The 19,316-nt window shown below is 66.4% G+C and carries 16 protein-coding genes; 11 read left to right on the forward strand and 5 right to left on the reverse strand.

What is annotated here, in order from left to right:
- From AC3WPZ_RS19415 to AC3WPZ_RS19425, 3 genes are all read right to left on the reverse strand, one after another.
- Positions 1 to 1,016 (reverse strand): flagellin N-terminal helical domain-containing protein (locus AC3WPZ_RS19415; protein WP_492441068.1); only part of this gene is annotated, 1,016 nt, incomplete at its 3' end.
- Between the two features lie 228 nt (positions 1,017 to 1,244).
- Positions 1,245 to 2,390 (reverse strand): flagellin, encoded by a 1,146-nt coding sequence (locus tag AC3WPZ_RS19420; RefSeq protein WP_444688490.1) that lies wholly within the window; start codon positions 2,388 to 2,390, stop codon positions 1,245 to 1,247.
- Positions 2,391 to 2,430: 40 nt separating this feature from the next.
- Positions 2,431 to 3,579: a flagellin gene (locus AC3WPZ_RS19425; RefSeq protein ID WP_492441070.1), complete on the reverse strand. Its 1,149-nt coding sequence runs from the start codon at positions 3,577 to 3,579 to the stop codon at positions 2,431 to 2,433.
- A 148-nt stretch (positions 3,580 to 3,727) separates the two neighbouring features.
- Between AC3WPZ_RS19425 and AC3WPZ_RS19430 the strand changes: the two genes are divergently transcribed.
- Positions 3,728 to 5,968 (forward strand): Rho GTPase-activating protein, encoded by a 2,241-nt coding sequence (locus AC3WPZ_RS19430; RefSeq protein WP_492441072.1) that lies wholly within the window; start codon positions 3,728 to 3,730, stop codon positions 5,966 to 5,968.
- Positions 5,969 to 6,010: 42 nt separating this feature from the next.
- Here the strand turns inward: AC3WPZ_RS19430 and fliD are convergent, their stop codons facing one another.
- The gene (fliD, locus tag AC3WPZ_RS19435) at positions 6,011 to 7,420 is read right to left on the reverse strand and encodes a flagellar filament capping protein FliD (RefSeq protein WP_492441074.1); all 1,410 of its coding nucleotides are present in this window, start codon (positions 7,418 to 7,420) and stop codon (positions 6,011 to 6,013) included.
- A gap of 162 nt (positions 7,421 to 7,582) precedes the next feature.
- Positions 7,583 to 8,770, reverse strand: a complete 1,188-nt coding sequence (locus AC3WPZ_RS19440; protein WP_492441076.1) for a flagellin — start codon at positions 8,768 to 8,770, stop codon at positions 7,583 to 7,585.
- Between the two features lie 546 nt (positions 8,771 to 9,316).
- Here AC3WPZ_RS19440 and flhD point away from each other — a divergent pair.
- The 10 genes from flhD (at position 9,317) to AC3WPZ_RS19490 (ending at position 19,316) form a co-directional block, all read left to right on the forward strand.
- On the forward strand, positions 9,317 to 9,652 hold the full coding sequence (gene flhD / locus AC3WPZ_RS19445; RefSeq protein WP_297403347.1) for a flagellar transcriptional regulator FlhD: 336 nt from the start codon (positions 9,317 to 9,319) through the stop codon (positions 9,650 to 9,652).
- Positions 9,653 to 9,717: 65 nt separating this feature from the next.
- A complete protein-coding gene (gene flhC, locus AC3WPZ_RS19450; RefSeq protein ID WP_204733346.1) occupies positions 9,718 to 10,254 on the forward strand; it encodes a flagellar transcriptional regulator FlhC in 537 nt (178 codons plus the stop codon).
- A gap of 159 nt (positions 10,255 to 10,413) precedes the next feature.
- Positions 10,414 to 11,271 carry a flagellar motor stator protein MotA gene (gene motA / locus AC3WPZ_RS19455; protein ID WP_382161755.1) on the forward strand — a complete coding sequence of 286 codons (858 nt, stop codon included), beginning with the start codon at positions 10,414 to 10,416 and terminating at the stop codon, positions 11,269 to 11,271.
- A 20-nt stretch (positions 11,272 to 11,291) separates the two neighbouring features.
- Complete coding sequence (motB, locus tag AC3WPZ_RS19460) at positions 11,292 to 12,386, forward strand: flagellar motor protein MotB (protein WP_444688487.1); 1,095 nt, start codon at positions 11,292 to 11,294, stop codon at positions 12,384 to 12,386.
- 47 nt (positions 12,387 to 12,433) lie between these two features.
- Positions 12,434 to 12,820, forward strand: coding sequence for a chemotaxis response regulator CheY (cheY, locus tag AC3WPZ_RS19465; RefSeq protein WP_382161749.1), 387 nt, complete (start codon positions 12,434 to 12,436; stop codon positions 12,818 to 12,820).
- A 12-nt stretch (positions 12,821 to 12,832) separates the two neighbouring features.
- Positions 12,833 to 13,459: a protein phosphatase CheZ gene (locus tag AC3WPZ_RS19470; RefSeq protein ID WP_382161746.1), complete on the forward strand. Its 627-nt coding sequence runs from the start codon at positions 12,833 to 12,835 to the stop codon at positions 13,457 to 13,459.
- 311 nt (positions 13,460 to 13,770) lie between these two features.
- On the forward strand, positions 13,771 to 14,928 hold the full coding sequence (locus tag AC3WPZ_RS19475) for an EscU/YscU/HrcU family type III secretion system export apparatus switch protein (RefSeq protein ID WP_444688486.1): 1,158 nt from the start codon (positions 13,771 to 13,773) through the stop codon (positions 14,926 to 14,928).
- On the forward strand, positions 14,925 to 17,000 hold the full coding sequence (gene flhA / locus AC3WPZ_RS19480) for a flagellar biosynthesis protein FlhA (RefSeq protein WP_492441079.1): 2,076 nt from the start codon (positions 14,925 to 14,927) through the stop codon (positions 16,998 to 17,000). Before AC3WPZ_RS19475 ends, flhA begins: the two co-directional genes overlap by 4 nt.
- Positions 16,997 to 18,526, forward strand: coding sequence for a flagellar biosynthesis GTPase FlhF (gene flhF, locus AC3WPZ_RS19485; RefSeq protein ID WP_382323245.1), 1,530 nt, complete (start codon positions 16,997 to 16,999; stop codon positions 18,524 to 18,526). Before flhA ends, flhF begins: the two co-directional genes overlap by 4 nt.
- Positions 18,519 to 19,316: a hypothetical protein gene (locus AC3WPZ_RS19490; RefSeq protein ID WP_291112636.1), complete on the forward strand. Its 798-nt coding sequence runs from the start codon at positions 18,519 to 18,521 to the stop codon at positions 19,314 to 19,316. Before flhF ends, AC3WPZ_RS19490 begins: the two co-directional genes overlap by 8 nt.

The raw sequence follows: 19,316 nt of genomic DNA on the forward strand, positions 1-19,316 counted from the left end.
CCGGTGATCTGGATGTTGGCCACGGCGTTCTCGAAGCGGCTTTGCAGGGCACCGAGGTCGGCGCGCGAGCTGTTGATCGAGTTGATCGCCTTGTCGATCACCTGCAGCGCCTTTTGTGCGTCGCCGAAGCTGTTGACGTTGATCGCCGACAGCGTGGTCAGGGTGCCGGGAGGGGCGGTGTCGCCAGGCGCGCCGGTGGCGGCGGCGGTGAAGGCGGCGCCGAAGTCGGTGGCGGCGGTCAGGTCGCGGCTCGAGAAGATTTCATAGGCGCCAGCGCCGGTTTCGCGGGCGAACACGCCGGTGTCGGCCGACTTGGCGTTGATCGCGTCCACCACCTGCGTGGTGCGCTGGGCGGCGGTCGTCGAGGCGGCGATGCCACCCAGGGCCACGTCCACGCCGGCGGCGTTCTTGATGCTCCAGCCGGTCGTGCCTGCCGGGATGGCGGCGTTGGCGGCGGTGGAGGGCGCGGCGACGGCTGCCACGAAGTGTTCAGTGGCGCTCAGCTGGCCCAGGGCGGTGGAGTTGGCCGAGACGATGCTGTCGATGGCGATGCCTTCACCGGCGTTGGCGCCGACCTGGAAGGTGGCGTTGGCGAACGAACCGTCGAGCAGCTTGGTGCCGTTGAACGAGGTGGTCTTGGCGACACGGTCGATTTCCTGGCGCAGCTGCGTGACTTCGGCCTGCAGGGCGGTGCGGTCGCTGCCGTTGTTGGAGGCGTTGGCCGATTGCACAGCCAGTTCGCGCATGCGCTGCAGCATGTCGCCCACCTTGCCCAGCGCGCCTTCGGCGGTCTGGGCCAGCGAGATGCCGTCGTTGGCATTGCGGGCCGCCACGTTCAGGCCGCGCACCTGGGCGTTCATGCGCTCGGAGATGGCCAGGCCAGCGGCATCGTCCTTGGCGCTGTTGACGCGCAGGCCCGACGAGAGGCGCTGCATGGAGGTGGCCAGCGAGCTGGAGGTCGTGCCCAGGTTGCGCTGGGCGGTCATGGACATGACGTTGGTGTTGATGGTGGTCATAACTAACTCCTGTGAAGTGGTTGGGCTGACTGCCCGGCTGCCCGGGCCACGAACCCATGGAGAAGTTCGTTGAATCTAATTTCGGTGGTGCCTGAGGAATCTTTAGTCCCTTGTGACCACCGTGTGTCGTGTCAAGCCCCGTTCATCGGGTGCCGTCGACCGGTCAAGAAAAAGGGCGGTTGCCCGGCTTTCGCCGCGCAACCGCCCTGGGGGCGATGCCTGCCGGAATCAACGCAGCAGGGACAGCACGCCTTGTTGTGCCTGGTTGGCTTGGGCGACCATCGCGGTGCCGGCCTGTTGCAGGATCTGGGCGCGCGACAGGTTGGACGTTTCCTTGGCGAAGTCGGCGTCCACGATGCGGCCACGCGCGGCGGAGATGTTCTCGCCGGTGATCTGGATGTTGGCCACGGCGTTTTCGAAGCGGCTTTGCAGGGCACCGAGGTCGGCGCGCGAGCTGTTGATCGAGTTGATCGCGTTGTCGATCACCTTCAGGGCCTTTTGCGCGTCGCCGAAGCTGTTGACGCTGATGTCGTCGAGCTGGCTGGCGGCGGCGGCACCGACGGCCACCGTGCCGGTGGCGGCGGCGGTGAAACCACCGAAATCGGCCACGGCGATGGCGCCTTCGGAGAAGGTCTCGAAGCCCGTCGCGACGCCGGCCGTGTAGGTGGCGCGGGCGAACACGCCGGTGTCGGACGACTTGGCGTTGATCGCGTCCACCACCTGCGTGGTGCGCTCGGCCGCCGAGGTGGCGGCGGAGATCGGGCCCAGGGCCACGCCCTTGACGGTCAGCGCACCGGCGGCGATGGCGGCGTTGGCGCCGGCCGTGGTGGTGATCGTGCCCGCACCGGTGACCAGCGAGGTATTGCCCAGCGAGGTGGAGTTGGCGCTGACGATGGAGTCGATGGCGATGCCTTCACCGGCGTTGGCGCCGACCTGGAAGGTGGCGTTGGCGAAGGTGCCGTCGAGCAGCTTGGTGCCGTTGAACGAGGTGGTCTTGGCCACGCGGTCGATTTCCGAACGCAGCTGGGTCACTTCGGCCTGCAGGGCGGTGCGGTCGCTGCCGTTGTTGGAGGCGTTGGCCGACTGCACAGCCAGTTCGCGCATGCGCTGCAGCATGTCGCCCACCTTGCCCAGCGCGCCTTCAGCGGTCTGGGCCAGCGAGATGCCGTCGTTGGCGTTGCGGGCCGCCACGTTCAGGCCGCGCACCTGGGCGTTCATGCGCTCGGAGATGGCCAGGCCAGCGGCGTCGTCCTTGGCGCTGTTGACGCGCAGGCCCGAGGACAGGCGCTGCATGGAGGTGGCCAGCGAGCTGGAGGTCGTGCCCAGGTTGCGCTGGGCGGTCATCGACATCACGTTCGTGTTGATGGTGGTCATGGTGTTTTCCGTTCAAAAAATGGAGGTGATGGACGATCGATCAGCGCAGCAGGGACAGCACGCCCTGTTGCGCCTGGTTGGCTTGCGCCACCATCGCGGTGCCGGCCTGTTGCAGGATCTGGGCGCGCGACAGGTTCGACGTTTCCTTGGCGAAGTCGGCGTCGACGATGCGGCCGCGCGCGGCGGAGATGTTCTCGCCGGTGATCTGGATGTTGGCCACGGCGTTCTCGAAGCGGCTTTGCAGGGCACCGAGGTCGGCGCGCGAGCTGTTGATGGCGTTGATCGCGGTGTCGATCACCTTCAGGGCCTTTTGCGCATCACCGAAGCTGTTGACGCTGATGTCGTCGAGCTGGCTCGTGGCCGCGGCGCTGTCGGCCGGGGCCGCGCCGGTGGTGGTGGCACCGAAGCCGACGAAGCTGGCGGCCGTGATGGCGGTGTCGGAGAACACCTCGAAGCCGGTGGCGGTGCCGCCGGCGTTGTAGGTGACGCGGGCGAACACGCCGGTGTCGGACGACTTGGCGTTGATCGCGTCCACGACCTGCGTGTTGCGACCGGCGGCCGTGGTGGCGACGGAGACCGGGCCCAGGGCCACGCCGCGCACGGTCAGCGCGCCCGCGGCGATGGCGCCCAGGGCGGTGCCGTCGTTGATCGCGCTGGTCGAGGTGGCCAGCGAGGTGTTGCCCAGGGCGGTGGAGTTGGCGCTGACGATGCTGTCGATGGCGATGCCTTCACCGGCGTTGGCGCCGACCTGGAAGGTGGCGTTGGCGAACGAGCCGTCGAGCAGCTTGGTGCCGTTGAACGAGGTGGTCTTGGCGACACGGTCGATTTCCTGGCGCAGCTGCGTGACTTCGGCCTGCAGGGCGGTGCGGTCGCTGCCGTTGTTCGAGGCGTTGGCCGATTGCACGGCCAGTTCGCGCATGCGCTGCAGCATGTCGCCGACCTTGCCCAGGGCGCCTTCGGCGGTCTGGGCCAGCGAGATGCCGTCGTTGGCGTTGCGGGCCGCCACGTTCAGGCCGCGCACCTGGGCGTTCATGCGCTCGGAGATGGCGAGGCCGGCGGCGTCGTCCTTGGCGCTGTTGACGCGCAGGCCCGAAGACAGGCGCTGCATGGAGGTGGCCAGCGAGCTGGAGGTGGTGCCCAGGTTGCGCTGGGCGGTCATCGACATCACGTTCGTGTTGATGGTGGTCATAACTAGCTCCGGTTGAGTGGTTGGGCTGACTGCCCGGCTGCCCGGGCCACGAACCCATGGAGAAGTTCGTTGCAACCTATTTCGGTGCCTGCCCCGTTTTCTTTAGGCAGACCGTGCAATAGCAGAACCTTTCCCTTCTGATCGCCACTTGATCCGTCGCGTTCGTGACTTTTTTGCCCCCATGATCAACTGCGACACCTCTACCTATTCAGGCGTACATGCCTTTGACGATGCCTTGGTCAACGCCACCATCGAAGCCAATTTCAAATCCCATCTGAGCGAGGCCTTGAAACAGCCCAACGCGCCGCTGGCCCTCTTGCTGATCGAAGCGCGCTACAGCGATGCGCTGCGCGACCTGGTGCTGGACGCCTACCGACATGCGAGCGCCTCGCAGAAGGAGGAGATCGACCAGTGGCATGACAGACTGGAGCCTTACCAGCGTGGGCAGACGTTGCGGCCCTCCTTGAGCCAGACAGCGACGGTGCTCCATCACAGCGAAGTGACCCGGTACCTGGACGACCGCAGCTTCGTCGATCTCAGTCGCACGAACCAGGTCATTCGCCAGAGGTGGGTTTCCGAGAGCCGGAATCAAGGCCTGGAACTGGCGAGGGGGGTCACAGGCATCGGTGGTCTGCCGATCGAAGAGCGCACCCCGTGTTTCACCCGGTGCCTCGCCAGCGCTTTGGAATTGGCTCGAGCTGCGTCAAATATTCCGGTGCTGACGCAGCTGGCGCTGGCGCTGCACAAGTTGCCGACCCAAGACCGCACGGCGCAGTTTCACGCGCTGGTGGAGGCGTCCGGGGTGCATTCTCCTGAAGTGCGAGCCTCATTGCTGGCCCAGCTGGGCCAGATCCTGCCGGTGCAGGGATCGGGTGACCGTTCTACGATGTTCCAGATGCTGTTTGGCGCCATCAAGGAGCTCCCCCCTGCGAACCGCTCCAAGCCGCTGATGGCCTTGCTATCGAGCATCCGGGCCTGGGATGGAGAGTATTTGGTGTTTAACTCGTCCGGTCGATTCGAGTCGTGGCCAATTCCTCTCAACACCTGGAGCACCGCCGAACCGCTGTTCGATGAGCTGTGGGACGCTTGTCTGTCACTGCAGCCGCCTGAATCGGCCCTGGCCTTGGCGGACCTTCTGAACGCGGAGCGCGGGGGGCAGCTCCGCAGAAAGATGAATGAGGCCGCGACGGGCGGCGACCGGCGACGTCAGATCGACACGCTGCTCGGCCTCGTGCACTACCTCGGCCCCTGTGACGTGCTCCTGTCGATCAACGACAACCCGCCGTTCTTCAACCCGGACGTGAATGACATGGCCGTGCTGTTCAAACAGCTGATCAAGCAAGATCCAACCATGGCGTTCAAGGTGATGCCCCAGCTTATTGCCGGCATGCGGCTGAGCGACCCGTCGGAACAGGACCGCCTGCTGGACTTCATCACCCAATCGCTTCCGCCTGAGCACAGAGGCGCCTCGCTCAAAGCGATGCTGCGATCACCCATTCGATACTGCGACAGAGATGCGGCGAAGGTCCTCTACGCGAAGTTGGTCGCCTGCTGCAAGGCCCTGCCCGCTGGTCAGCCGAAGTTCTACTTGCGCGCAGCCCTCACCGAGGCCCTCTGTCATGACAGGCTGAGCGCCCCGGGTTGGGAAGCGGAGTATCGGGAGGCTTTCGAGGTCGCCTGTGATGACTACAAACACGAACGCCCGGAGCGACACCTGCTGCTTGCGCTCATGGCCACGTGCAAGTACGCGACCGGCGCCGAGTTCGCGCGAACGGCCTGGCAAACACTGAAGGGCGACGGCGCACTTGCCTTGACGGTCCCATTGGTGGTCGCGATGGCCCGGCACCCGATGAAAACACACTCCGTGATGGGCTGGCTCAAGCAGTATCCGTCCCTGGTCTGCGCACAGACGCTGTCCCCGTTGATCCGCACCGAGGAGAAGGAAAACCGCTACGGTCCCGAGGATCCCTTCTATGGTGACTTGCTGAACGCGATCCAGCAGCTTCCCGCTACGGAGCGGGCAGGTCCACTGAAGTGCTTGCTGCCCTTGCTGAGGCGTTTCGACTGGTCCCAACACGGTGACGCGCTCACGGAGCTGTTCATCACCTGCACCGACGATTCAGTCCGCTTGCGCTTTGTGAACTCTTTCTGCTCTTGGAGAAAAGGTCCCATTCCCTCCGACGAAATGAAAATCCACTTTGTGCGGAGGATCAGAGGTGCCATGGTGGATGAGTCGATGGACATGCAGGCGCGGTTCCTGCTTGCGCTGCAGTCCGTGACCCATCGCCTTGATGGGGAGATGGGTGAAGAGCTGAAGGCGCAGGTGATAGACGACCTGTGGCTCTTGAAGCCACGCTTGAACGCGCGTCTCGGACCTGACCAATTTTGAGTCAGTTCGGCGCAAGGGAGCGCCACGGCGGTCTTCCCCGCGTCAACCCGTGGACTTGTTCCACTGCGCGATCTGTTGCGAGACGAAGGCGTTGAGCGAGTTGAGCTGGCCCACCATCGCGTCCATCGCGTTGTACTGCTTGAGGTAACGCGATTCGGCGCGGACGGCGCGTTCGTTCACCTTTTCCTGTTCCTTGGTGTTGCGCTTGGCGGCTTCGCGCAGCGATTCGGAGCGCGAGGTCAGCGTGCCGCTGGCGCCCGCGAAACCTTCGGCGAAGGTCTTGAGCTTTTCGCCGAAGCCCTGCGCCGTGGGGTCGATGTGGTCGGCGTTGAACAGGTTCTGCACCGCCTGGGGGTTGTCCAGCGCCTTGCCCAGCTTGGTGCTGTCGACGGTCATCTTGCCGCCCGACTTGATGTCGATGCCGATGTCGGCCAGCGTGGTGAACTCACCGCCCGGCGTGAACGAGCGCATCATGCCGCGCAGCGCGTTCTGCAGGCCCACGGCCGTGCTGTCGCCCTGCAGCGAGCCGGCCACCTTGGTCTCCGAGTTGTAGCCCGTGGTGCTGCTGAGCATGTCGTTGAGCGCGTTGTACGCGTCGACGAAGGACTGGATGGTCTTGGTCATCGCCTCCTTGTCGTTGGTGATCGAGATCTCCACCGGCGCCGTCGTCGTCTGCGAGAACTGCAGGGTGATGCCGGGCAGGCCATCCTTGTAGGTGTTGCTGGCCGACTCGATGGCGATGCCGTTGATGGTGGCCAGCGCGTTGGCGCCGTGCGTGATCTGCACGCCCGAGGCCACGCCGCCCTGCACCGCCAGGCGCGAGAGGCCGGTGCTGGCCACACCGTCGCTGTCGGTGACCTGCATCTCGAAGCCCATGGCCTCGCCGGTTTCCTTGGAGCGCATCAGCAGGCGTTCGCCCGTGGCGTCGCGCAGCACGGTGGCGGTCACGCCGGCGTCGGCCGCGTTGATCTTGGCCGCGATCGCGGTGAGCGTGTCTTCGCCTTCGGCGATCTCGATGTCCACGGCGGCCTTGTCGCCGGCCACGAAGGAGCCCGAGCTCCAGTCGCCCAGCGTGATCTTCAGACTGCCCGCGCCCATGGCCGTGTCTTTGGGCACCGCCAGCGTGGCCGTGGACTGCGCCCGGGCCAGCTGCGACACCTCGACCGACATCGCGGTGGGCGCGGTGCCCGTGGCCGCGGTGACGCCGACGGCGGCGGCCAGCGAGGAACTCCCCTTGACGGCCTTGAAGGCATTGGGGTCGGCCAGCTTGGTGCCGAGCTCGCCGAGCGAGTTCATCATCGACGTCAGCGTGCCGAAGAGCGAGATCTTGCTCTGGATCTTGGTGGCCTGTGTCTGCAGCCCCGCCAGCGGCGCGCGCTCGAGCGCGACCAGCTGGGAGACGATGGTTTCGATCGGGACGCCGCTGGCCATGCCGGTGGAGGTGATGGGCATGTCAGGTCTCCGCGCCGGCGCGGGGCGCCGGCGTGTGGGTGGAAGCGGGTCGGTTCTTCATGTTCTGTTTCCTCCGGGATGTACGCACCACACGCCAGGGCATGCGGTCTGTGCATCCCGCAATCGCCGTTGACCACGGCGCATGCGGATGTGCGCGCTCGATCAGGAACGCAGCAGCGAGAGCACCCCCTGGGGAATCTGGTTGGCCTGCGCCACCATGGCGGTGCCGGCCTGTTGCAGGATCTGGGCGCGCGACAGGTTCGACGTTTCCTTGGCGAAGTCGGCGTCGACGATGCGGCCACGGGCAGCGGAGATGTTCTCGCCGGTGATCTGGATGTTGGCCACGGCGTTTTCGAAGCGGCTTTGCAGGGCACCGAGGTCGGCGCGCGAGCTGTTGATCGCGTTGATGGCGTTGTCGATCACCTTCAGGGCGAGCTGCGAGTCGCCGAAGGAGTTGACGTTGATGTCTTCGACGAAGGAATCGGCGGCGGCGGCGGTGGCCGCGCCAGCGCCGGTGGTGCCGGCGGCGAAGTTGCCGAAGTCGGCGGCCACGATCGCGCGGTCGGAGAACACCTCGTAGCCGTCCATCACGCCAGCGGTGAAAGTGGGGCGGGCGAACACGCCGGTGTCGGAGGACTTGGCGTTGATCGCATCGACCATCTGGCCGGCGCGTTGCGCCAGCGTGGTGGCTTCACCGATGGGGCCGAGGTTGACCGCGTTGCCGTTGGCGTCGTCGATCGAGAGCGGCGTGGCGCCACCGGCGGGGATGGCGGCCAGCACGGCGGGCGCGACCGGCGTGGCCGGCGGCACGATCTTGGCGGTGGTGTGCACCGAGGTCTGGCCCAGCGCCGCGGAGTTGGAGTTGACGATGCTGTCGATGGAGATGCCTTCACCGGCGTTGGCGCCGACCTGGAAGGTGGCGTTGGCGAACGAGCCGTCGAGCAGCTTGGTGCCGTTGAACGAGGTGGTCTTGGCCACGCGGTCGATTTCCTGGCGCAGCTGCTGCACCTCGGCGTTGAGCGCGGTGCGGTCGCTGCCGTTGTTCGAGGCGTTGGCCGACTGCACGGCCAGTTCGCGCATGCGCTGCAGCATGTCGCCGACCTTGCCCAGCGCGCCTTCGGCGGTCTGGGCGAGGGAGATGCCGTCGTTGGCGTTGCGCGCGGCCACGTTGAGGCCACGCACCTGGGTGTTCATGCGTTCGGAAATCGCGAGGCCGGCGGCATCGTCTTTCGCGCTGTTCACGCGCAGGCCCGAAGACAGGCGCTGCATGGAAGTGGCCAACGAGCTGGCCGAGCTGCTCAGATTTCGCTGAGCATTCATCGACATCACGTTCGTGTTGATGGTGGTCATAACTAACTCCTGTAAATGGACTTGGAAAGTGAACCGGCTTCATGGGCATTGCTGCCCATCGCCGTGTCGACCCTTGCGGGCCTCCACCGTCGCTGCTCGCCGCCTTTGCTGGCCGGACGACGAACCCATTTGGAAGTTCGTTGAGTCAATTTCGGTGATGAGTGGAGATTCTTGAGGTTTGTCTGCAATCCAACCGGCGGATAAACCGGGCCGTTCGGCGCCAGTTCATGGCTTAAAGAGGCTCCCCCCTGCGCCGCTTTGCGGCTTCCCCCCTCTGTGGCGCGCCTTCGGCGCTTCGAGGGGGGACGGCGTCTCGGGCCGGCGGAGCCGGACCCTTGACGCCTCTTGAGGGGGCGGCTTCTCTCCTGCGCCGCTCCACAGGCAGGATCGTTTTGAGTACCAAGGTTGTAGGTGTTTGGATGACAAGGGGGTGCTGCGCGCCTGACGCAACGCACAGACATTTCCCGATTCAAGTTTTTTTACCGCTCGACACAATTCATACATCGGGCCAACAAACAGCGGCTCCTACTGAAAGAAGGAAACATCATGGACAGCGAACAACTCCTGGCAGAAATCCGCGAAGCCAACCTGACCTACCTCATGCTGGCGCAGAACCTGATCCGCAAGGACCGCGCCGAAGCCCTGTACCGCCTGGGCCTGACCGAAGAAGCCGCCGACCTGCTGGGCATGCTGTCCACGGCGCAACTGCTCAAGATCGCTTCCAGCAACATGCTGCTGTGCCGCTTCCGCGTCGACGACGACCTGGTGTGGAACCTGCTGACCAGCCACAACGTGAAGAAGGTGGACAACAGCACCACCACCCAGCTGCACGCCAGCATCCTGATGGCCGGCCGTTTCGCCGAGTCCATGGCCGCTCACTGAGCCGCGCTCCCGCTTCCCTCCTTCTTTCTTCTTCTCTCTCACCGTTTCATCTCCAGGAGCCCACCATGGCCGCAGGCAAGAGCATCCTCAACGAGTCGCGTGACATCGAGCGCGCTGTCGCCCTGATCCAGCTTGGCGCCCGCCTGCAGGTGCTGGAGTACGAAACCAGCCTGTCCTACGAGCGACTGCTGCGCCTGTACAAGGAAGTCGCCGGCAAGTCGCCCTCCAAAGGCCAGCTGCCCTTCTCGACCGACTGGTTCCTGACCTGGCAGCCCAACATCCACTCGTCGCTGTTCCTCAACATCCACGAGTACCTCTCCAAGACCAGCGAACTCGAAGAGATCGACACGGTCATCAAGGCCTTCCGCCTCTACAGCGAACAGATGCAGGCCAGCGCCATCGAGCCGCTGCTCTCCGTCACCCGCGCCTGGCGCCTGGTGAAGTTCGTCGACAACGGCATGCTCACGCTGACCAAGTGCTCCTGCTGCGGTGGCCACTTCGTCACCGAACCCTACGAAAACCGCCATTTCGTCTGCGGCCTGTGCCAGCCGCCGGCCCGCGCCGGCAAGGGCAGCGCCAACGGTGGCCTGCGGTTGCACTGAACCCGAGCCTTTTCGCTCAAACCCTGAAATGGACCCCGATGCGGGTCCATTTCGCGTTTATGGCCTTCTTCATTCCCACCTAGAGTTGACCGATAGAAAACACATTCCTCCAAGTCACGCGTGCGCCGGTGTGCCGCGTCCTCTTCCAGGCACAAGAACATGTTCGTCATCATTGGTTTCGTGGTTTCGATGGTCTGCATCTTCGGGGTATTCATATTCCACGGAGGCAACATCGGTGTCGTGCTCAAGGCGCTGCCTTTCGAGCTGACGACCATCCTGGGCGCTGCGCTGGGGGCTTTCCTCATCAACAACCAGATGAAGGTGGTCAAGGCTTCGTTCAAGGGCCTGGCCCAGTGCTTCAAGGGAAGCCGCTACACCAAGGCGCGCTACATGGAGCTGCTCGCGCTGCTGTTCGACATCCTGCAGAAGGCCCGCAAGGAAGGCCTGATGGCGATCGAGCAAGACGTGGAGAACCCGCACGACTCCGCGCTGTTCAAGAAATACCCCACCATCTCGGCCGACCACCACGTGGTCGAGTTCATCACCGACTACCTGCGCATGATGGTCTCGGGCAACCTGAACGCGCACGAGATCGAGTCGCTGATGGACGCCGAGATCGAAACCCATCACCAGGAAGCGCACGCCCCGGTGGCCGCCATCGGCCGCCTGGCCGGCGGCCTGCCGGCCTTCGGCATCGTGGCCGCCGTGCTGGGCGTGGTGAACACCATGGGCTCGGTCGGCCAGCCGCCCGCCGTGCTCGGCGCCATGATCGGTTCGGCCCTGGTCGGGACCTTCCTCGGCATCTTGCTGGCGTACGGCGTGTTCGAACCGCTCGGCGGCCTGCTGGACCAGAAGATGGAAGAGGGCAGCAAGGAGCTGCTGTGCGTCAAGACCACGCTGCTCTCCAGCATGCAGGGTTATGCGCCGCTGACCGCGATCGAGTTCGGCCGCAAGGTGCTGTTCGCCGACGTGCGGCCGACCTTCGCCGAGCTGGAAACCCACGTGAAGAAGAAGTGATTTCCTTCGGGTAGAGCACCATGGCAGGCGACGGCAAGAAACTTCAGCCCATCATCATCAAGCGCATCAAGAAGGGTGGCCATGCCGCCCATGGTGGTGCGTGGAAGATCGCCTACGCCGACTTCGTGACCGCGATGATGGCCTTCTTCCTGCTCATGTGGCTGCTGGGCTCCACGGCCAAGGGCGAGCTGCAGGGCATCGCGAGCTACTTCCAGTCGCCGGTGAAGGTCTCTCTCATGGGCGGCCCGGGCACCGGCAACAGCAGCAGCATCCTGCCCGGCGGTGGGCGCGACCTGAGCAAGTCCTTCGGCCAGATGGACAGCGGCGAGGCCGAGCGCGCGGCCAAGCTCATCGGCGCCCAGATGGCGCGCGCCGACTCGATGCGCCGCGACGCCGCGCGCATCGACGCGCTGGAGCGCAAGATCACCACGCTGATCGAGAAGAACCCCAAACTCTCGGAGTTCGGTTCGCAGATCCAGCTGGAAAAAACCCTCGACGGCCTGCACATCCAGATCGTGGACCAGCAGAACCGGCCCATGTTCGACACCGGCAGCGCGCTGGTGAAGCCCTACATGCGCGACATCCTGCGCGAGATCGGCGCGGCGCTGGGTGATGTGGAGAACCGCATCGCCCTGGCGGGCCACACCGACGCCACGCCCTACGGCAGCGGCGAGCGCGGCTACAGCAACTGGGAACTCTCGGCCGACCGGGCCAACGCCTCGCGCCGCGAACTGGTGGCCGGTGGCCTGCCGCAGGACAAGCTGCGCCGGGTGGAAGGCCTGGCGTCAAGCCGCCTGCTGCGCGAAGACCTGCCCACCGACCCGATCAACCGCCGCATCAGCATCGTGGTGATGACGCAGGAGGCCGAAGACCGCCTGCTGCCCCGCTCGTCGCCCACGCCCGTGATGCCCATGCTCGAACCCATGCCGCCGCCGCTGCCCACCGCGGCCGCCAAGCCCCAGACCGCCCCCCGCGTGGCCGCCCAGCCGGCCGCCGCCGGCGCCGCACCGGACGTGCCCGCCGTGCCTGTGAAGACCGCCGACCCCGTCATTGCGCTGCCCACGCTTCAGATTTCCGGGCAAGTGACGAAATCTCCTTCACAGAGCGGTGGCTGACGCGGCCGGCTCCTCTTCCTTGATCCTTTCCTCCCACGGAGGCTTTCATGTCCACCCCGATGAAATTCCTGATCGTTGACGACTTCTCCACCATGCGCCGCATCGTGCGCAACCTGCTCAAGGAGATCGGGCACGCCGACGCCGACGAGGCCGAAGACGGTGCGATCGCGCTGAGCAAGCTGCGCAACGGCGGCTTCAACTTCGTGGTGTCGGACATCAACATGCCCAACATGAACGGCTTCGAGCTGCTGGCCCAGATCAAGCAGGACGAGAAGCTCAAGCACCTGCCGGTGCTGATGGTGACCGCCGAGGCGCGCAAGGAAGACATCGTGATGGCGGCGCAGAACGGTGCCGCCGGTTACATCGTCAAGCCCTTCACCAAGGCCACGCTGGAAGAAAAGCTCGCGAACATCTTCAAGAAGCTCGGCATCTGAGAGGGCCGCACCATGAATCAACAACAAGAAGAGGCGGCGTCGGGCAACCCCGACATGTTCCGCCAACTCGGTTCGATCACGCGGCAGCTGCACGATGCGCTCAAGGAGCTGGGCTACACCGACAAGCTCAAAGGCACGGTGGACCAGCTGCCCGACGCGCAGAGCCGCCTGTCCTACATCGCGCGCCTGACGGGCGAGGCGGCTGAAAAGGTGCTCAACCACGTGGACGAAGGCAAGGCCGAGCAGGCGAAGATCGCCGAACGCGGTCGCCAGCTGGCCGACACCATCTCCCGCGTCCCCGGCCTGGCCCGCGCCATGCCCGAGCTGCTGGAATGGTCGAAAGACATCGTCGAGCTGAGCGACAAGTCCGACGCGCGCCTGACCGACATCATGATGGCGCAGGACTTCCACGACCTCACCGGCCAGGTGATCGGCCGCGTGGTCCAGCTCGCCGGCACCATCGAAGAACAGCTGCTCAGCCTGCTGCTGCAATCCGCCCCCGGCGGCCAGCCAGGCCAGGACCATGCCATCGTGGACCAGCCCGCCCTGGCTGGCCCCGTGGTCAACGCCGAAGGCCGCACCGACGTGGTGAGCGACCAGGCGCAGGTCGACGACCTGCTAGCGAGTTTGGGGTTTTGACCCCCGCGGCGCTTCGCGCCACCCCCTTTCAGGGGGCAATGCCAGTGGCCCGGCAAAGCCGGTTCCACGGCATTTCTGGAAAAGCCCTCGTTGGCGCGCCACTGGCTCGGGGATGCCGGGCGTTCTGCGCAGCGGGGTAAAGGAGGAGAACCGGCGAAGCCGGTTCGGGGGACACCCGCGGAGCAGAGCGCCCGGCATCCCCGAGCCCGCGAGGTGACGGGAAAGAAAAGCGCCATTCAAGGGCGTCTTATCGCCCTTTAGTTTTTCCTGGCGGCTTCCAGAATCGGATTCACCGATCGTGTGAACCGCCCATGGACTCCTCCGCCCAAGACAAGAACCTGCCAGCCACCGCGCAGCGCCTGAAAAAGGCGCGCGACGATGGCCAGGTGCCGCGTTCCAAGGATCTGTCCAACCTCGCCGTGCTCGGTGGCGGCGCCCTCATCCTGGTCGCGCTCGCCCCCGTCGGCTTCGAAAAACTGCGCAGCGCCCTGCAAGGCCAGCTGCGCTTCGACCACCAGACCCTGCTCAAACCCGAACTCGCCACCGAACGCCTGGTGGACGGCTTCGCGCAAGGCCTCATGCTCTACCTGCCGCTGGGCGTGGCCGTGCTCGCCATCGTGCTGCTCGCCGCCTTCGGCTCCGGCAGCTGGGCCCTGAGCACCAAGCCCCTCGTGCCCGACCTCAGCCGCATCAACCCGCTCAAGGGCATCGGCCGCCTCTTCACCAAACAACAGCTCTTCGACACCGCCAAGCTGGCCGCCATCTCCGCCATCGTCGGGCTGGTGGCCTGGCAGTTCCTCTCGTCCCACGTGCAGGACTTCGCCATGCTGGTCATGCAGCCGCTGGAATCGGGCCTGGGCCAGCTCGGCCACTGGCTCATGCTCGGCGTGGGCCTGCTGCTGATGGTGGTGGCGCTCGTCGCCGTGATCGACTTCCCGGCGCAGAAATTTTTGCACGCGCAACGCATGCGCATGTCGCACCAGGAAGTGAAACAGGAACACAAGGAAGCCGAAGGCGACCCGCACTTCAAGTCCAAGCGCCGCGCGATGCAGCGCGAGATGGCCCAGCGCAACAGCGTGGGCGCCGTGCCCAAGGCCGACCTGGTGGTCATGAACCCGACCCACTACGCCGTGGCCATCCGCTACGACGACGCCAGCATGAACGCGCCGCGCGTGATCGCCAAGGGCGCCGACCTGCTGGCCATGAAGATCCGCGACGTGGCCAAGGCCCACAAGGTGCCGGTGCTGCAGTCGCCCATGCTGGCGCGCGCGCTCTACGCCCACGCCGAGATCGACGACGAGATCCCTTCGGCGCTCTACACCGCCGTGGCCCAGGTGCTGGCCTACGTGTACCAGCTCAAGGCCGCCATGAAGGGCCAGGGCGCCATGCCCGCCGCGCAGCCCGAACCCCTGGTGCCGCCCGAGCTCGATCCGCACTTCAAGAAACCCGCCAAAGAGGCCTCTGAATGAACCTGCAAGCGCTGCAGCAATGGTTGAACCGCAACGCCAGCTGGGCCGGCGGCCTGGCCGCGCCCATGCTGGTCATCACCATCCTGTCGATGATGGTGCTGCCGCTGCCACCCTGGCTGCTGGACACCTTCTTCACCCTCAACATCGCGCTGGCGCTGGTGGTGATGATGGTGGCGGCCTACATGAAGCGGCCGCTGGACTTCTCGGTCTTCCCCACCGTGCTGCTGCTCACCACGCTGCTGCGCCTCTCGCTCAACGTGGCCTCCACCCGCGTGGTGCTGCTCGAAGGCCACACCGGCCCGGGCGCGGCCGGCGCGGTGATCGAGGCCTTCGGCCACTTCCTGATCGGCGGCAACTTCGCGGTCGGTTTCATCGTGTTCGCGATCCTGGTGGTGATCAACTTCGTGGTGATCACCAAGGGCTCGGAGCGCATCGCCGAGGTCTCGGCCCGCTTCACCCTGGACGCCATGCCCGGCAAGCAGATGGCGATCGACGCCGACCTGAACGCCGGCCTGATCGACGACAAGGAGGCCAAGCGCCGCCGCCGCGAAGTGGGCGAGGAAGCCGAGTTCTTCGGCTCCATGGACGGTGCCTCCAAATTCGTGCGCGGTGACGCCATCGCCGGCATCCTGATCCTGTTCATCAACATCATCGGCGGCTTCATCATCGGCGTGCTGCAGCACGGCCTCTCGGCCGGCCAGGCGGCGGACAACTACATCCTGCTGGCCGTCGGTGACGCGCTGGTGGCGCAGATTCCCTCGTTGCTGATCTCGGTGGCCGCGGCCATGGTGGTCTCGCGCGTGGGCAAGGACGAAGACCTGGGCGTGCAGGTGATGGAGCAGATGTTCCTCTCGCCCAAGGTGCTGGGCATCACCGCCGCCGTGCTGTTCATGCTGGGCATCGTGCCGGGCATGCCGCACCTGGTGTTCCTGAGCTTCGCGGCCATCGCCGGCGGCCTGGCCTACTGGGTGGCGCGCGAGCAGGCCAAGCCCGCGCCCGAACCGGAAGCGCCGGCCGTGCAGGGCGACGGCGAAGCCACCTGGGACGACCTGCAGCCGGTCGACCTGCTGGGCCTGGAACTGGGCTACCGCCTGATCGCCATGGTGGACAAGACCCGCCAGGGCGACCTGCTCACCCGCATCAAGGGCGTGCGCAAGAAGTTCGCGCAGGAGGTCGGTTTCCTGCCGCCCGCGGTGCACGTGCGCGACAACCTGGAGCTGCGCCCCAGCGCCTACCGCATCACGCTGCGCGGCGTGGTGGTGGGCGAGGGCGAGGTGTTCCCGGGCATGTTCCTGGCGATCGACCCGGGTGGCATCGGCACCCCGCTGATCGGCACGCCCACCACCGACCCGGCGTTTGGCCTGCCCGCGCACTGGATCGACGAAAAGCAGCGCGAGAACGCGCAAATGGCCGGTTTTACCGTGGTTGATTCCGAGACCGTGCTGGCCACGCATCTTTCACACTTGATGCAAGTCCAGGCGGCCAAGTTGCTGAGCCGGACGGAGACCCAGGACCTGGTTGAACACGTCACCCGCCTGGCCCCCAAATTGATCGAAGAAGTCGTGCCCAAAATGGTCCCGGTTGCCACCTTCCAGAAAGTCCTCCAGCTGCTGCTGGAAGAGTCTGTGCATGTGCGCGACATCCGCACCATCATCGAATCGCTGGCCGAGCACGCTCCCCACACCACCGACCCGACCGAGCTGGCCCGCCGCGTGCGCATGGCGCTCTCGCCGGCCATCGTGCAGCAGATCTACGGCCCGGTGAAGGAGCTCGAGGTCATCGCCATCGAGCCCGGCCTGGAGCGCCTGCTGATGCAGGCCCTCTCGGGCAGCGCCAACGGCGCGCTGGACCCGGGCGTGGCCGAGATGCTGAGCAAATCCGCCACCGACATCGCCAACCGCCAGGAAGAGAAGGGCGTGCCCGCCTGCCTGCTGGTGCCCGACGCCATCCGCAATGCCATGTCCCGCCTGCTGCGCCGCGCCGCGCCGCGCCTGCAGGTCCTGGCGCACAGCGAAATACCTGAAACCCACCTGATCCGCATCGGCCCGATCCTTGGAGAACTTGCAGCATGAACATCCAACGCTTCATTGCCCCCACGTCCCGCGAAGCCATGAACAAGGCGCGCAAGACCTTTGGCGACAGCGCCGTGATCCTCTCCACCCGCAACACCGCTGAAGGTTTCGAGGTGATGGCCGCCGCCGAGGAAAGCCTGGCTTCGCTGGCCGATCACGCGAACGCCGCGCCGGCCGCCGCCGCTGCTGCTGCCGCGCCCGCCCGTCCCAAGGCCTCCACCACCGGTTCGCTGGCCGCGCCGCAGTCGGTGCAGAGCGACACCGAGACGCTGGCGATGAGCACGCTGTCGTTCCAGGACTATGTGCGCGAACGCATGCTGCGCAAGCGCCGCGAGTCGCTGCACGGCACGCCCGCCGCGGCCGCCGAAACCGCGGCGCCCGCCATCGAGCGCCGCGCGCCGGCCCCGGTCGCCGCGCCGCAGATCGTGACCCGGCCCGAGCCGATCGAGGTGCCGGTGCAGCGCTTCAACCAGCCCGAACCCATCGTGGCGCGCAAGCCCGCCCCGATCCGCACCCGCTCCAGCGAGCCGGCGTGGGAAGACTCGCAGCCGCCGTCCACGCGCTTCCCCAGCCACGACGACAGCCGCATGGCGGTCGAGCTCTCGGCGCTCAAGGACATGATCGAGGAGCGCTTCAACACCCTGGCCTGGCTCGGCTCGTCCAAGCAGAACCCGATCCAGTCCAACCTGATGCTCAAGATGATCCGCGCCGGCTACTCGCCCGCGATGTCGCGCGCCGTGCTCGAGCGCGTGCCGGCCGAGGCCAATGCCGCCGAAGCGGTGCGCTGGCTGATGGATGTGATCACCCGCAACCTCAAGGTCGCGACGCCCGGCGCCGGCCTGTGCGACGAAGGCGGCGTGGTCTCGCTGGTGGGCGCCACCGGCGTGGGCAAGACCACCACCGCCGCCAAGCTGGCCGCGCAGTGCGTCAAACAATACGGTGCCGGCAGCGTGGGCCTGATCACGCTGGACACCTACCGCGTCTCCGGCTTCGAGCAGCTGCGCGCCTTCGGCCGCATGCTGGGCGTTGTCGCCCACCTGGCGCACGACCGCGCCGCGCTCAAGGACCTGCTCAACCTGCTGGGCAACAAGCGCCTGGTGATCATCGACACCGCCGGCCTGGGCCAGCGCGACCAGCGCATCCAGGACATGCTGGACGTGCTCGACATCCCCAAGGTCAAGAAGACCCTGGTGCTCAACGCCGGCTCGCAAGGTGACACGCTGGACGAGGTGCTGACCTCGTTCAAAGCGAGCTCGCTGCACGGTGTGGTGCTCTCCAAGGTGGACGAAGCCGTCAAGCTCGGCCCGTCGCTGGACGCGCTGATCCGCCACCAGGTGGTGCTGCGCGGCGTGGCCAACGGCCAGCGCGTGCCCGAAGACTGGCAGAACGCCGATGCCGCCGCGCTGGTGCGCCTGTCCATGGGCACGCAGGGCAAGTCGGCCTACGACCCGCAACCCACCGACATGGGTTTCTTCTTTGCCCAGGCCTCCGGCCGCGGCATCGACCTGGGGGCGGCCCATGTTTGAACCCGGCTTCGACCAGGCCGCCGGTTTGCGGGGCGAACCGCCCGTGGGCGGGCCGGTGCTGGTGCCGGTGTCCAGCCCGGCGCAGCCCGCGCGCGCCTACGAATGGCTCTGCACGCTGGCCACCGCGCTCACGGCCGAAGGCCGGGCGGTGGTGATCGTCGATGGCACGGCCACCGAAGCCCGCAGCCGCGACCGCCACGACGGCGCCCACCTGGGCCTGATGCGCGTGCTGCAAGACCCCTCCATCGCTCACCTGGAACACCCCCTGGATGGCGCCGACTGGCTCGTGATGCCCGGCGCCGCCGGCCTGCAGGCCTTGCAGGAAACCGCGCAGGCCGCGGGCAGCCAGGTCGCGCTCTCGCGCCTGCTGACGCCGTTCGCCTCGGGCGCGGTGGTGCTGCTGTTCGCGCCCGCCTTCTCGCTGGCCGGTTTGCTGCACGGCCTGGGTGCCCGCGCGCTGGTGCCCGTGATCGAACAACCGCAGTCCAGCATCGACGCCTACGGCGCGGTCAAGCTGCTGGACGCGGCCGGCCTGGCGCCGGTGCTCGCCCCGCTGGCCTCTGGCGCGCCCGCCGCGCTGCAGACCGTGGTGCACACGGTGATCGACACCGCGCAGCGCCACCTCGGCCTGTCGCTGGACAGCTGGCCCGTGGCCACCTGGGCCCTGCGCGCGCAGGAAAGCGCGATCGAGCGGCCCCGCCCGACCCATGCGCACGGCTACCACGGCCTGGTGCCCGGCGCCTCGCGCACCGGCCGCTCCACGGCCGCCGCCCCTTCTCTCTGGAGCTGA

This window comes from Hydrogenophaga sp. FW305-3-2-15-A-LB1, assembly GCF_058787875.1.